A 14,469-nucleotide genomic window follows, 5' to 3' on the forward strand; every position below is an offset into this window, starting at 1 on the left:
CGGATGTTCTGCCGTATTCGCGGTTACCTATCCACTCTACGCAAACAGGGGCATAACGTTCTGGATGCCCTCATGGGATTGTTCTCTGGAAACCCTATAACTCTCCTACCCCAGCCTGAGTAGTTACTATTAAGGACAGTATTCTGCCCATTGAGGAAGGCTTATATGGTGATGGCGGGAAATTGGCTGATGCCCTGATAGCCACAGCAGAGGCTATGCCGACAGCTCCAGAGTTTATAGCAACAACACTAATACCTGTTCTTGCTAGTCGCATTGGCACCAGTGCAACGCTAATCATCAATGATAAAGGCAAGTACACCGTTCCGACAATTTTTAGAACCCTGATTGTTGCTCCTACAGGGCGTAAGAAAACCCCAGCTCAGAAATCAATCATTTCAGCTTTAGCAGAGCTAGAAAAAGATTCTTACAAACGCTATCAACATGAGCTTGATGCTTATGAATTAGCCTTAGTAACTTGGAAAAAAGATGACGGACCACCTCCAGAAGGGCCTATACGAAAACGATATTTCAGCAATGATGATACTTTAGCGGCACGGGTTCAGATTCATGCCGAAAATCCCAGAGGCTTCTTGTTATACAGGGATGAGGGGAGTGCCTTTATTAACGAACGTGGCAGGTTTAGTTCTGGTCGTGGCGATGGTGGCGAAACTGAAGCCGATTTGAGTGAGTTTAATGGTGGTAGTCTCAGCCGCGATCGCAAATCTGACGGTTCAATTTTCCTAGAAAAAACGGCTATCAGCAGGACAGGTGCAATTCAATACACCAAGCTGCAAGAGTTAATGGGTGACCACCGCGATGATTATGGGGAATGGGCACGTTATCTATTCTGTGCTGCCGATGCTCCTCTCAGTCACATCGATTTACTATCTGATGATGGTGATACTGGTCTACAAGAAATACTCATTGAGCTTATAGAGCGCCTAGATGAACTCCCAGAGCGCCAGTATGTCTTGAGGGATGATGCGGCAAAAAAAGCATTCATGGAGTATCAGCACGAGCTTATCAACCGAGCGAATGCTACTGACCATCCAAGTTTGCAAGCAGCATTCCCAAAATTTGAAACCTACTTCGGTCGCTTTATCCTGTGGCTACATCTGGTAAATGCTGTTCTAGCAGGTCAGCAACCAGCAGTCGCGGTGGACGCTTACATCGTCGAGCTGGCCCGTCAGTGGACTGAATACTATGTAGGGCAGTTTCAATTGTTGATGGCACTCAACAGCCCTCAGCAAGAATTGACTGGCGATTTGTTACGGCTACGGGATTACATCACGAGGAAGCCGGGTAAAACAGTCAGAGAGCTTGTCCAGGCCAAATTCGGCAAAACTACTCACGTTAAAGCGCTGGTCAACAGTCTGCTAGAGAAGGGTCACATTGTAGAAATTGATGACAAATACTCAGTTAATTCTGGCAGTGAGGGCGAGTAATGACTGATAGACTGATCCCTGAATCCGAACTTAAAACAGTTGTTACCGCCACACTTAAACAGGTGCTGGCAGATCTGTTAAGCATCAGCCCAGGGCAACAACACCAACGTCAATGGTACAAAGCCTCTGAAGCCTTTCAGCTCTTAGACCTCGATACAGCAGACAATCTGCATGATCTACGGCAATCCGGTGACCTGAAAGAGGGTAAGCACTGGAGGCAGACCAGTAGCGTCAATGCTAAACGACCCACCTATCAATACCACGTTGGCAACTGTCGCAAGTTCCTAGAAAGCAAACGTAGCTAAGCAATGGCAAAAGTGAATATCGAGGCTGAGGTGAGAGCCGCTAACCTTGCACTCAAAGCCGACTGCTACCGGGTCCGAATCGAACTTAGGGGCAAGCGGTTGTCATTGGTTGCAACACTCCCGCCAAAGCCTACCAGCAATAAACGGACACCATACCAACAACGTATATCCCTGAAACTGAATGCGTCCAGGGTAGGACTTAGGAAAGCCAAGGCTGAAGCCATCAAATTAGGCGACCAATTAGACCGGGATAAATTTACTTGGGACGATTGGATCGATATCCCCTGTGATGAACCCGAAGTTGCAACCTGTGGTTACTGGTTGGACAAATTTAAGGCCCATGTATGGCCAGACCTACCAGAGGATAAGGAATTCAATTGGAAAAAGCGGTTCCTATATTTTGGGTTTAATAAACTGCTATTAGATAAGCCCCTGACAGCAGATGTCTTAATTGCAGCAGCTTTGACCAAACCGGAGTCAAAGAAAGCAGCCCGTGATAAGGCTTGTGACCGTCTACAACGGCTAGCCAAGTTTGCTGGTGTTGATGTGGACTTGAAACCTTATAAAGCGGGGTATTCCCGAGGAGATATCAAATCTAGAGATATTCCTTCCGACAAGGAAATAGAAGCCATCATTGATGATATTAAAAAACCTGAATGGCGCTATATCTTTGCATTGATGGCTATCTATGGGCTCAGAAATCACGAAGCATTTTTATGCACTTTAGAAAACCGCGACGGTGTTCTAATAGCTAATATCCCCGATAACACTAAGACTGGTACCCGTGTTGCCTACCCGCACCCGAGCAGATGGGTAGAACGTTGGGATATCACCAACAGTCATCCTCCTACATTGACCGTCAGGGCTCCCCAGGAATACGGGCAAAAGGTTTCCTCCTATTGGCGAGATACCCTTAAGCTTTCTGAGACACCCTATGCTCTCAGACATGCCTATGCTATTCGATGCCACCGGAAGGGGGTTCAGCTTGCGATCGCAAGTCAGTGGATGGGACATAGCCCAGAAATCCATTTACGCACCTACCAGCGTTGGATATCTGAAAGCATCCATCGGGAAGCTTGGGACAAGCTGCAAATTGTTGAGTAACCCCGTTTTGTTGAGTAATTTGTTGAATGGCTACTCAACAGGGTTAACCCTTTGCTTAGCAAGGCTTTCTGCCATTAAAAAGCGATTTGTTGAGTAGTTGAGTGAATATACATATATAAATCCTTACACCTACCCTCAAAAAATCCACTTCTACAGACATGGTTATTTTTGGCTTAAATTTGGCTTAAAAATCTAAAAAATTAAACCAAATTGAGGGTGATTCAGGTGTATTGCCAGACCGTAAAATTCCTTGGTAGTCAAGGCAACCCTTAAAGAAAAAAGGGAAGCGCTAACTCCCCCTTGGTTCCTTGAAACAAAACTTGTATGTCATCGCTATTGTACAGAGCGATATCCATTTTGCAATACATAGTTTTCTTAAGCTTTTCTGCAATGTCATTACATAACTTTTAGGCCGGATTTCTGCCGCTGCCCTGCGAGGTCAATGGCAAGATTAATCGCTGCGATCATACTATCGGGACGTGCTATACCTTGACCGGCAATGTCAAAGGCAGTGCCATGGTCGGGGGAGGTGCGAATAAAGGGTAAACCAATGGTGGTGTTGACCGCCTGGTCAAAGGCCAGCATTTTGACTGGGATTAAACCCTGATCGTGATAGAGAGCCAAATAGCCATGGTGGGCCTTGCGTTCGGCCTGGTGCCACGCTTGGGCTGGGGTAACCCACAGGGTGTCCGGCGGTACTGGCCCATCAATGGTGGCCTGGGGAAATCGCTGGCGCTGTTGGTGCAGCCAGGGAATCAACCAGTCGACTTCTTCTCGTCCTAGCTGACCCTGTTCACCACTGTGGGGATTTAGACCTGCGATCGCAACCCAAGGCCGCTCCACCCCAAAGTCCCGTTCTAAACAGGCCAACAGCAGCTCTAGCTTCAGGGTCATAACCTCGGGCGTAAGGGCATCGGGCACCTGCCGCAGAGGAATGTGGGTAGTTGCCAGCAACGTACACAAAGTCCACTGGGTCAGGGGCGACCGGGCCACAAACAACATGCCAAAGCGCTCCACTCCAGCCATTTCTGCCAGTAGTTCAGTTTGGCCAGGGTAGTGATGTCCCGCCGCCAGCCAAGCCGACTTAGCAATCGGGGCCGTGACAAGGCCATCGTAGCCAGACCGCAGGTCATCTTTCAGGCAATGGTGAATCGCCGTTTGCAAACTCCGAAAACTCAGGTCACCACTGGCCGCACTTTCCTGCCCCAGGTGGATGGCGTGATCGTCCGCCAGCGGCACATCAATCATGGCATAGTCTCCCAAGGGTAAGGCCAGCTGCTGACTCAAGGCGATTAACCGCTGTTGATTGCCAACTAAGGTAATCTGGGCGGCATGACTCTCCACCTGGGCCAGCGCTTTGAGGACTACCTCCGGGCCAATGCCTGCCATATCGCCCAGGGTGATCAAGAGTTTGACAGGTTGAACGATGCCCATAGCGCTAATGCTCCGTACCTACATTCGCTTTCTCAATAGGTACTGTCCGCCCTATCTATTCCCCAACAATAAAGCAAAGTGTTAGCGTTAATAAGTTGCTCTATGGTCAGTCTCTTCCATGGCACTCAAAAATGGTTTGATGCGCGCAGTTACGGTGGTGACTCTGCTGGTATTGGCGGGCTGTGCAGCTACGCCTAGTGAAGCACCGACGGCGGAAGTGCCAGCAGCGGCCCAGGCTCAGCCACCCGCCACACCTCCTAGCGAAGATGAGCTGGCGGCAGCAGAGGCGGAATGGCAAGCCCGTCAGGCAGAGGTAACCCAGGTCATATCCACCATGGATCGGGCCACGTTTATTGGCACCTCCCCCACCCAAGGCACCCCCAGTGCGGAGGTGGTGGTGGTGAAGTTTTCCGACTTTGAATGTCCCTATTGTGCGGTGGCGGCAGGCCACATGAAGGATTTTGTCGAGGAACGGGGGGATGAGGTGCTTTATGTCTATAAGCATTTTCCCCTGAATCGCATTCATCCCGAGGCGGAGCCTGCGGCCAAGGCGTCCTGGGCGGCGGGTCAGCAGGATCAGTTTTGGCTGTATCACGATGGCCTTTTCGCCAATCAAGCCCGGTTGGGGGAGGATCTCTATGGGGAACTGGCGGAACAAATCGGGTTGGATGTGGAGCAGTTTAATCGCGATCGCAACAGCGATGCGGCCCAAGCTGCCGTCGATGCTGATTTAGCCCTAGCCGAGCAGCTGAAACTACGGGGCACCCCCACTTTTTTGATGGGTGGCCTCCTCATCCCCCCCGGAGTTCCCCCCGAAAGCTTTAGCCAACTGCTAGATAATCTCAAAGCATCCCAACCTCCCCAGGAATAATATGGAGGCTGGACAAGACCCACCGCCCCACCAAGGTTAATCTGCCCCTTTTGAATCTGCCCTATGACCAACACTGCCCGCCCCAAAATTATTGTCATTGACGATGACCCCACCGGTTCCCAAACGGTCCATAGTTGTTTGTTGTTACTAAAGTGGGACGTTGCCACCCTCAAACAGGGCCTGTTGGACGAGTCCCCTATCTTCTTTATCTTGGCCAATACCCGTGCCCTAACCCCCTCAGAGGCAGAACGCACCACCCGTAACGTGTGCAACAACCTCAAACAGGCACTGGCGGAAACCAACACCCAAGATTTTTTAGTCGTCAGCCGCTCAGACTCCACCCTGCGGGGGCACTACCCCCTAGAAACAGATGTGATTGCGGCGGAGCTCGGCCCCTTCGATGCCCACTTTATGGTACCCGCCTTTTTTGCAGCGGGGCGCATTACCCTCAATAGCACCCACTACATCGAGAGCGATGGCGTGCGCACACCGGTACATCAAACCGAGTTCGCCCAGGACTCTGTTTTTAGTTATAGCCATAGCTATTTGCCCGATTATGTAGCCGAAAAAACAGCTGGCAAGATTGTTGCCAATCAGGTGAAGTGCTTTACCCTAGAAGTTTTGCAGCAGGGGACCATGGATCAATTAATGGCCCTAAACAACAATGTTTGTGTCGTCGTGGATGCCCAACAACAAACCGATCTCGATCGGTTTTCCCAGGAGCTATTAGCCGCCGCCGCCCAAGGGAAAAAGTTTCTCTTTCGCAGTGCCGCCAGCTTACTCACCTCCCTGGCCGCCTTGCCACCCCAGCCCATCGCAGCTAAGGATATGGCGCGCTATACCCGAGGTCAAAAGCCAGGGGTTATCTTGGTGGGCTCCCATGTGAACAAAACAACCCGCCAGCTAGAATATCTCCTGCAACAGCCAGGGGTAAGGGGAGTGGAAGTGGAAGTCTCTCGCTTAAAAGAGAATCCAGATCAGGCCCCAGCCATGGTGGCCGAAATAGTAAGCCAGGTAAACACTATCTATGATCAGGCCAAAACAGCGGTGCTCTACACCAGCCGCCAAGAGCTGACGTTTACCGATGCCACCACTCGCCTGGCCTTTGGTGAAGCGGTGTCCAATCTGTTGATGGACATTTTGCGCGGCCTACCAGCCGATCTTGGCTTCCTAATTAGCAAAGGGGGCATTACCTCCAATGACACCCTAAGCAACGGTCTGGCCCTCACTGCCGCCCGGCTCCTAGGCCAAGTGATTCCCGGCGTTTCTGTCGTCATCACCAGCCCTGACCATCCCCAGTTTCCCAACTTGCCCGTAGTGTTGTTCCCTGGCAATGTGGGCGGGGATGACGCCGTCGCTGCCGCCTATGAACGGATGGCCTCTATCTAATGCGCATCAAGACTCACCCCTCACGATTCACCGCTGGCCCGCCCCATATTTTCCATCTTCAGCTCCGATAGCAGCTCTGTTAATTGTTCACAGTCAGCCCCATAGGTATTGCCACAAAAATGGCAAACAGCTTCGGCCGGCTCCTGCTTGTTAATCATGTCCTGCAGTTCCTCTTCCCCCAACAGTTTCAGGGCAGACAACATGCGTTCACCATCGCAGGGACAATAAAATTGCAGCGGCTTACGTTCTGGGAAAATTTGCAGCCCCATATCCCCCACCAGATCGGCAAAAATTTCGGGCAGGGTTTTGTTGGCTCGCAGCAGGGGGGTAAATCCGGTGAGGGCTGAAATCCGTGACTCCAGGGTGTCAATCAGCTGTTCATCCCTGGACACCTTGGGCAGGATTTGCAGCAGCAAGCCACCGGCAGCTTCGACTCCGTTTTGGTCGACAAATACGCCCAGCACTAGGGCGGAAGGGGTTTGCTCCGACGTGGCCAGGTACTGGGTCAAGTCATCGCCAATTTCGCCGGACACTAGCTCTACGGTGCTGGTGTAGGGATACCCCAGCCCGGAATCCCGGACCACATAGAGATAGCCATTGCGACCCACCGCCGCCCCCACATCCAGCTTCCCCGCTGCATTGAGAGGTAGTTCGGTAGCCGGGGCCGCCACATACCCCCGGACGCTGCCATCTAACCGCGCGTCCACTAAAATGCCGCCCAGGGGGCCATCCCCTACAATCTGGATATTGATCCGTGAGTCCTCCCGCTTCATATTGGAGACGAGTAGGGCTCCGGCGGTTAGGGATCTGCCTAGGGCCGCCGTAGCCACATAGGAAAGGTTGTGGCGAGTTCTGGCTGCTTCGACTAAACGGGTGGTGATGGCTCCAACAACTCGGATACCGCCATCTGCTGCTACTGCTCGCATGAGCTGGTCCGCCATGGTTTTACGTTGTGCTTACAGTTCTTAATACTTAATATTGTAGAGGTAGAACTGACCTAGCAAGTTGTGGATGATGCAGCCTTCGATCAACTAGCCTAAGGTTTAAGAGCACCCTGTTCAGAAAAACACCCTCGCCATGTTTGGGATTTATCAACAAAGTACCCTGCGGATTGAAATTGATGCGACGGTGGCCCAATTGCGGCAGGGGCTGACCCAGCCTGACCAGATGCGCCAGTGGCTATGGCCCCAACAGTTTTCCGACAGCTTCAAAGCACCGATACAGGTGGGGCAGTCATTTTCGAGCTACGTTGGCCCCATTCGCATCGATCACACCATTGATGAATGCTCCGATCATTCCATCCGTTTTTTGCTCCATCGGGGCGTGGATGGTTTCCATGAATGGTACTGGGGCGATGGCTGGGTGCAGTCACGGCTAGAGGGGGTATCTACCCTACCCCTGAATATTGCCCAGACCACCAGTTTGCTGAGGCTACGACTGTTCCTAACAATTAAAAATCAGGGAACAAAGTAAAGGTCAGGGCAAGGTCAGGCACCAGCCCAATTACTCTTCCACCCGCAGCCTCACCGAGTCCCCATGGGACGGCAACCCTTCAGCCGCTGTGAGGGCATCGATCGCCCCAGCCACATTTTCCAGAGCTGATTTTGAGTACTGAATCAAGCTGGAATGCTTCATGAAGGTCTCAGTACTGAGGGGGGAGGCGTAGCGAGCTGCACCGGAGGTGGGTAGGGTGTGGTTAGGCCCAGCAATATAGTCACCAACAGCCTCTGGGGTGTCGTGGCCGAGAAAGATCGCTCCGGCTTGGGTAATTTTGTCGAGTAAGGACCATGGATCATCCACCTCCAGCTCTAGGTGCTCGGGGGCAAATTGGTTGGACAGCTGAATCGCCACTTCCAGCGAGTCCACCACCACGACAATGCCGTAGTGGGCAATGGCTTTCTCGGTGGTGATTTGGCGGGGATGTCCGACTAGCTGTCGATCGACTTCAGCGACAACTTTCTCCGCCAGGATGCTGTCGGTGGTTAATAGGATGGCAGCCGCTAGGGGATCATGTTCAGCCTGGGCCAGTAGATCGGCAGCGACATGAACCGGATTTGCGGTGTGGTCGGCAATTATCAGCACCTCGGAGGGTCCGGCGAGGGAGTCGATGCCCACGGTGCCGTACACCTGCTTTTTGGCCAGGGTGACATAGACATTCCCAGGGCCGCTAATCACATCCACCTTGGGAATGGTGTCAGTACCGTAGGCCAGAGCGGCGATGGCTTGGGCTCCACCCACTCGATAAATTTCCTGCACCCCGGATTCTTGAGCGGCCACGAGCACAGCTGGGTTGAGATGGCCCTTGGGGGTGGGGGTGACCATGACCAAACGCTTCACACCCGCGACGCGGGCGGGGATGGCGTTCATCATGACGGTGCTGGGGTAGGCAGCCCGGCCACCGGGGACGTAGATGCCCGCACGGGCCACGGGGGTATAGCGCTTGCCGAGGACGACGCCGTCGTCTTCAAAGGTGACCCAGTTTTTGGGGAGTCGCTGTTTGTGGAAGGCTTCGATATTCTTGCAGGCCATACGAATGGCTTGGAGTAGTTCGCTGGAAACCTGCTGGTAGGCGGTGTCAATTTCGGCCCCGCTGATGCGTAGGGTGCTTGGGGTCAGGGTTTGTTGGTCAAATTTAGCGGTGTAGTGTAGGAGGGCCTCATCCCCCGAACGGCGAACGGCATTCAATATTTCTCGAACGGTGGCTTCTTGCTCAATCACCTGATCGGTGTGGATGCGATCGCAAATCCGTTGGAGTTCAGTCTGCGCTTCACTGAGCTGGTACAAAGTTCGCAACATTGAGGCGGGTGGCGAGGGTGTGAGGATGGTGACTGTTATAGCTTAGCGCGGATTAATTAGAGACAACCGAATTGGCTTACCATATTTTGCTGGGGAACGGTATTTACCTAACGTTTAATGCTATAATCCGAGACCCTGACAAATATTACATTGGCTAATAGTGGCAAACATTAAATCTGCGGTAAAGCGCATCGAAATTGCGGAGCGCAATCGTCAACGGAATAAGTCCTACCGGTCAGCGGCCAAGACCCTGGCCAAGACCTACTACGCTGCGTTGAGCGAGTTTGCGGCCGACCCTTCTGACGAAAAGAAGCAGGCAGTTGATTCCTCCATGTCCGCAGCCTTTAGCAAAATTGACAAGGCCGTCAAGCGGGGCAGCCTCCATAAAAATGCGGCCGCCCGTCGGAAGTCCAGAATTGCGAAGGCTCTGAAACAGCACGAAACCGCGTCATAGCAATTCATGCAGCTGGTTGATACCCACGTCCACATTAACTTTGACAGTTTTCAGCCCGATCTAGACGAGGTGGCATCGGCTTGGCGACAAGCGGGGGTGGCCCATCTGGTTCATTCCTGTGTTGAACCGTCAGAGTTTGAGGCCATTCGGGCGATTGCTGACCGGTTTGACGAAATCTCGTTTGCCGTCGGTCTGCATCCCTTAGATATGGATAAGTGGACACCGGCACTGGCAGATCAAATCCGGCAGCTGGCTCTGTCCGATCAGCGGGTGGTGGCCATTGGAGAAACTGGTTTAGATTTCTTCAAGGCGGATGATCAGGCTTGCCAAATTGAGGCGTTTCGGGCGCAGCTGTCCGTCGCTTACGAGTTGGGTCTGCCGGTGATCATTCACTGCCGTGATGCGGCGGCGACCATGCGGGATGTGCTCCAAGCCTTTTGGCAAGAGCGGGGACCGGTGCAGGGCGTCATGCATTGCTGGACGGGCAACCCTGAGGAAACTCAGTGGTTTCTGGATTTGGGGTTTTACATTAGCTTTAGCGGTATTGTGACGTTCAAAAGTGCCACCCAGGTACAGGCCTCAGCTCAAATGGTGGGGTGCGATCGCATCCTAGTCGAAACCGACTGCCCGTTTTTGACCCCAGTCCCCAAGCGCAATCAAAAACGCAACCAGCCAGCCAATGTGCTCCACGTAGCCGAATTCGTCGCTAGTTTGCGGGATGTTTCCCTAGATGTGCTAGCAGCACAAACAACGGCCAATGCCAGGGCACTGTTTAAGTTACCTGATGCGTCCTTTACCGTTGCTAAATAATTCAAATAATCAACTTTAAAATCTTTTCCCTTAAACAGCCGTTAATCGCTTGATGAGTGAAATTTAAAATTTACTTCGAACCTAATTTAGGCCCGCCCATGAAGAACCCACCCCAGCCAAATAAAACCACAACTTGATGAAAACATTAAATTTCACTGCTGATTTATGATATAATTCCTCGGCTATACGTTAGCCTTAGGTAGCCCATTAATCAGCCCTTGTACCTATTCCACCCCTAGCGTTGGTGCCTAACGGGTACTCCTGTGAATTTTGACGATTGCCCACCGCGCCCTTTCTAGCTATCGAATGTTAGCAAAACATCTGAAAAATATTGGCTTGACTGCATTACTCCATGGGGAATGTAGTCATTCTTGTGTTTGTAACTTAGCACTATTTAGATTTTGATTTCGAGTTAACTAAATCCTGCTTATCCCCCACTTTTATACCCCATTTATTTAGGCCTGACCTGCTCGAGGAGACGAATGACTGACCTAACCATTTCCCAATCCTCCTTTGTATTGCCTGACCTAGTCGAAATTCAGCGCTCTAGCTTTCGCTGGTTTTTGGAAGAAGGGCTCATTGAAGAACTTGAGAGTTTCTCACCGATCACCGACTACACGGGCAAGTTGGAATTACATTTTCTAGGCAAAGATTACAAACTCAAAGCCCCTAAATACATGGTCGATGAGGCCAAGCGTCGTGACAGCACGTACTCAGTACAAATGTACGTCCCAACGCGCCTCATTAACAAGGAAACCGGGGAAATTAAAGAGCAAGAAGTATTCATTGGGGACTTGCCCCTGATGACCGATCGCGGCACCTTCATTATCAACGGTGCTGAGCGAGTGATCGTCAATCAGATTGTGCGCAGTCCTGGCGTTTACTACAAGGCTGAAACCGACAAGCATGGTCGCCGTACCTATAACGCCAATCTCATCCCTAACAGGGGGGCTTGGCTCAAATTTGAAACCGATAAAAACGATTTGGTTTGGGTACGAATCGATAAGACCCGGAAGCTTTCCGCCCAGGTCCTCTTTAAAGCCCTAGGATTGAGTGATGGCGAGATTTTCGACTCCCTACGTCACCCTGAATATTTTCAAAAAACCATTGAAAAAGAAGGCCAATTTAGCGAAGAAGATGCCCTGCTAGAGCTTTACCGTAAGCTCCGTCCCGGTGAACCACCAACGGTGTCCGGCGGTCAGCAACTATTAAGCTCCCGCTTCTTTGATCCCAAACGCTACGACCTAGGGAAAGTAGGTCGCCATAAGATCAATCGCAAACTGCGGTTGAATGTGCCCGATGCAGTCCGGGTCCTCACTCCCCAGGATGTCCTAGCCGCCATCGATTACCTCATTAACCTAGAGTTTGACATCGGCATCATCGACGACATCGACCACCTGGGCAATCGCCGGGTTCGTTCCGTTGGTGAGCTATTACAAAACCAAGTTCGGGTGGGTCTAAATCGTCTAGAGCGGATTATCCGTGAACGGATGACGGTTTCCGAAGCCGATTCTTTAACCCCAGCCTCGTTGGTCAACCCCAAGCCCTTGGTGGCGGCGATTAAAGAGTTCTTTGGCTCCAGTCAGCTCTCCCAGTTCATGGACCAGACAAATCCCCTGGCTGAGCTCACCCACAAGCGACGCATCAGTGCCCTCGGCCCGGGTGGTCTGACCCGCGAGCGAGCTGGTTTTGCCGTGCGTGACATCCATCCATCCCACCACGGTCGGATTTGCCCGATTGAAACCCCTGAGGGACCCAATGCCGGTTTGATTGGCTCCCTGGCTACCCATGCCCGGGTGAATGATTTTGGCTTTATTGAAACGCCATTTTTCCAAGTCGATAATGGCCGGATTCGGAAAGACTTACCATCCACCTACATGACGGCGGACGAAGAAGACGACTTCAGAGTTGCCCCCGGTGATATTCCCATTGATATCGACGGCAATATTCTCGGAGAATCCGTACCGGTTCGCTATCGCCAAGACTTTATTACCACCGCCACGTCTGAAGTAGATTATGTGGCCGTCTCACCAGTACAGATTATTTCCGTAGCCACCTCCCTCATTCCATTTTTAGAGCACGACGACGCTAACAGAGCCCTGATGGGATCGAACATGCAGCGTCAGGCTGTGCCCCTCCTCCGTCCAGAACGGCCTTTGGTGGGTACCGGCCTGGAAGCTCAAGCGGCCCGTGACTCCGGCATGGTAGTGGTCAGCCCCGTGGATGGTGAAGTCACCTACCTAGATGCCCGCAATGTAGTGGTGACCGATGAAGAGGGCAACCGTTATGCCCAAGAATTACAAAAGTACCAACGCTCCAACCAGGACACCTGTCTCAATCAGCGCCCCCTTGTGTTTGTGGGGGACAAAGTTGTCGCGGGTCAGGTACTGGCCGATGGTTCCGCTACCGAGGGTGGGGAAATTGCCCTGGGGCAGAATGTCCTAGTCTCCTACATGCCATGGGAAGGCTACAACTACGAAGATGCCATTCTCCTGAGTGAGCGTCTGGTCTACGACGATCTTTACACGTCTATTCACATTGAGAAATTTGAAATTGAGGCTCGTCAGACCAAGCTAGGCCCAGAAGAAATTACCCGGGAAATTCCCAACGTGGGTGAAGATGCCCTGCGACAGCTGGATGAAACGGGCATTATTCGGATTGGGGCTTGGGTCACATCCGGTGACATCCTGGTGGGTAAAGTGACACCGAAGGGGGAATCGGATCAGCCCCCCGAAGAGAAACTATTGCGAGCTATCTTCGGCGAGAAAGCCCGAGACGTGAGGGATAACTCTTTGCGGGTACCCAACGGTGAAAAAGGTCGGGTCGTGGACGTCCGGGTCTTTACCCGGGAGCAAGGGGACGAACTCCCCCCCGGGGCCAATATGGTCGTGCGAGTTTATGTCGCCCAAAAGCGCAAGATTCAGGTGGGCGATAAAATGGCAGGCCGCCATGGCAATAAGGGAATTATTTCCCGCATTTTGCCCATCGAAGACATGCCGTACCTGCCCGATGGCACCCCAATTGACATCGTGCTTAATCCCCTGGGTGTACCATCCCGGATGAATGTGGGACAGGTGTTCGAATGTCTGTTGGGCTGGGCTGGAGAAAATCTCAATGCCCGCTTTAAGATCACGCCGTTTGATGAAATGTACGGTGAGGAAGCTTCCCTGGAAACCACCCACGGCAAGTTGCAGGAGGCTCGAGATGCCACCGGTCACGATTGGGTGTTTAATCCTGACGACCCCGGCAAGATCCAACTCTACGATGGGCGGACAGGTGAAGCCTTTGATCGCCCCGTGACCGTAGGTAAACCCTACATGTTGAAACTCGTTCACTTGGTGGACGACAAGATTCACGCCCGGTCCACTGGTCCCTACTCCCTGGTCACCCAGCAACCCTTGGGTGGTAAAGCTCAGCAAGGCGGTCAGCGCTTTGGTGAAATGGAGGTGTGGGCCCTAGAAGCCTTCGGTGCGGCCTATACCTTGCAAGAACTGTTGACGGTTAAGTCTGACGACATGCAAGGCCGAAACGAGGCCCTCAACGCCATTGTGAAGGGTAAGGCCATTCCTCGACCGGGTACGCCTGAGTCCTTCAAGGTATTGATGCGGGAGCTGCAGTCCCTCTGCCTCGATATTGCCGTCCATAAGCTAGAGACCCAAGAAGATGGCACCAGTCGGGATGTGGAAGTTGACTTGATGTCAGATTCGATCAATCGACGTTCGCCGTCGCGTCCCACCTATGAATCCATCTCTCGCGAGGAACCTGCCCCAGAGGCTTTACCGGGCCTAGTGGATGAGCCTCCTATGTTTTAACTATGGGTCGTTAGTTTTCTGAGTGCTCGACTGGATCAGAGGCCACGCA

General features: G+C 52.2%; 12 protein-coding genes. 9 read left to right on the forward strand and 3 right to left on the reverse strand.

The genetic code is table 11. The annotated features are described in order from the left end of the window. The first annotated feature begins 182 nt into the window (after window positions 1-182). The 3 genes from VB741_RS10425 to VB741_RS10435 are packed head-to-tail and all read left to right on the forward strand — an operon-like array spanning window position 183 to window position 2,854. Complete coding sequence (locus VB741_RS10425) at window positions 183-1,445, forward strand: DUF3987 domain-containing protein (RefSeq protein ID WP_323365110.1); 1,263 nt, start codon at window positions 183-185, stop codon at window positions 1,443-1,445. Next, window positions 1,445-1,750, forward strand: a complete 306-nt coding sequence (locus VB741_RS10430) for a hypothetical protein (RefSeq protein WP_323365111.1) — start codon at window positions 1,445-1,447, stop codon at window positions 1,748-1,750. Before VB741_RS10425 ends, VB741_RS10430 begins: the two co-directional genes overlap by 1 nt. Before the next feature lie 3 nt (window positions 1,751-1,753). Continuing rightward, complete coding sequence (locus tag VB741_RS10435; RefSeq protein WP_323365112.1) at window positions 1,754-2,854, forward strand: hypothetical protein; 1,101 nt, start codon at window positions 1,754-1,756, stop codon at window positions 2,852-2,854. Between the two features lie 396 nt (window positions 2,855-3,250). Here VB741_RS10435 and pdxA read toward each other — a convergent pair whose 3' ends face one another. Then, window positions 3,251-4,288, reverse strand: coding sequence for a 4-hydroxythreonine-4-phosphate dehydrogenase PdxA (pdxA, locus tag VB741_RS10440; RefSeq protein WP_323365113.1), 1,038 nt, complete (start codon window positions 4,286-4,288; stop codon window positions 3,251-3,253). Between the two features lie 118 nt (window positions 4,289-4,406). On the opposite strand from pdxA, the gene VB741_RS10445 reads away from it, so the two are divergent. After that, window positions 4,407-5,159 carry a DsbA family protein gene (locus VB741_RS10445; protein ID WP_323365114.1) on the forward strand — a complete coding sequence of 251 codons (753 nt, stop codon included), beginning with the start codon at window positions 4,407-4,409 and terminating at the stop codon, window positions 5,157-5,159. Between the two features lie 63 nt (window positions 5,160-5,222). Beyond that, window positions 5,223-6,548 carry a four-carbon acid sugar kinase family protein gene (locus tag VB741_RS10450; RefSeq protein ID WP_323365115.1) on the forward strand — a complete coding sequence of 442 codons (1,326 nt, stop codon included), beginning with the start codon at window positions 5,223-5,225 and terminating at the stop codon, window positions 6,546-6,548. 20 nt (window positions 6,549-6,568) lie between these two features. On the opposite strand, the gene hslO is transcribed toward VB741_RS10450, so the two are convergent. Continuing rightward, entirely contained in the window at window positions 6,569-7,489 is a 921-nt protein-coding gene (gene hslO, locus VB741_RS10455) for an Hsp33 family molecular chaperone HslO (protein WP_323365116.1), read from the reverse strand. Window positions 7,490-7,625: 136 nt separating this feature from the next. On the opposite strand from hslO, the gene VB741_RS10460 reads away from it, so the two are divergent. Then, window positions 7,626-8,021 carry a hypothetical protein gene (locus tag VB741_RS10460; protein WP_323365117.1) on the forward strand — a complete coding sequence of 132 codons (396 nt, stop codon included), beginning with the start codon at window positions 7,626-7,628 and terminating at the stop codon, window positions 8,019-8,021. Window positions 8,022-8,051: 30 nt separating this feature from the next. On the opposite strand, the gene hisD is transcribed toward VB741_RS10460, so the two are convergent. Continuing rightward, the gene (gene hisD, locus VB741_RS10465) at window positions 8,052-9,344 is read right to left on the reverse strand and encodes a histidinol dehydrogenase (protein WP_323365118.1); all 1,293 of its coding nucleotides are present in this window, start codon (window positions 9,342-9,344) and stop codon (window positions 8,052-8,054) included. Between the two features lie 160 nt (window positions 9,345-9,504). On the opposite strand from hisD, the gene rpsT reads away from it, so the two are divergent. The 3 genes from rpsT to rpoB all read left to right on the forward strand — a co-directional run bounded on the left by rpsT (window position 9,505) and on the right by rpoB (window position 14,420). Further along, a complete protein-coding gene (gene rpsT / locus VB741_RS10470; protein WP_323365119.1) occupies window positions 9,505-9,798 on the forward strand; it encodes a 30S ribosomal protein S20 in 294 nt (97 codons plus the stop codon). Window positions 9,799-9,804: 6 nt separating this feature from the next. Beyond that, window positions 9,805-10,608: a TatD family hydrolase gene (locus tag VB741_RS10475; RefSeq protein ID WP_323365120.1), complete on the forward strand. Its 804-nt coding sequence runs from the start codon at window positions 9,805-9,807 to the stop codon at window positions 10,606-10,608. 482 nt (window positions 10,609-11,090) lie between these two features. Continuing rightward, the gene (gene rpoB / locus VB741_RS10480) at window positions 11,091-14,420 is read left to right on the forward strand and encodes a DNA-directed RNA polymerase subunit beta (RefSeq protein WP_323365121.1); all 3,330 of its coding nucleotides are present in this window, start codon (window positions 11,091-11,093) and stop codon (window positions 14,418-14,420) included. Window positions 14,421-14,469 lie beyond the last annotated feature (49 nt).

Origin of the sequence: Leptothoe sp. PORK10 BA2 (assembly GCF_034932105.1) — a bacterium.
In the GTDB taxonomy this organism is placed as follows: Bacteria; Cyanobacteriota; Cyanobacteriia; order Phormidesmidales; family Phormidesmidaceae; genus Leptothoe.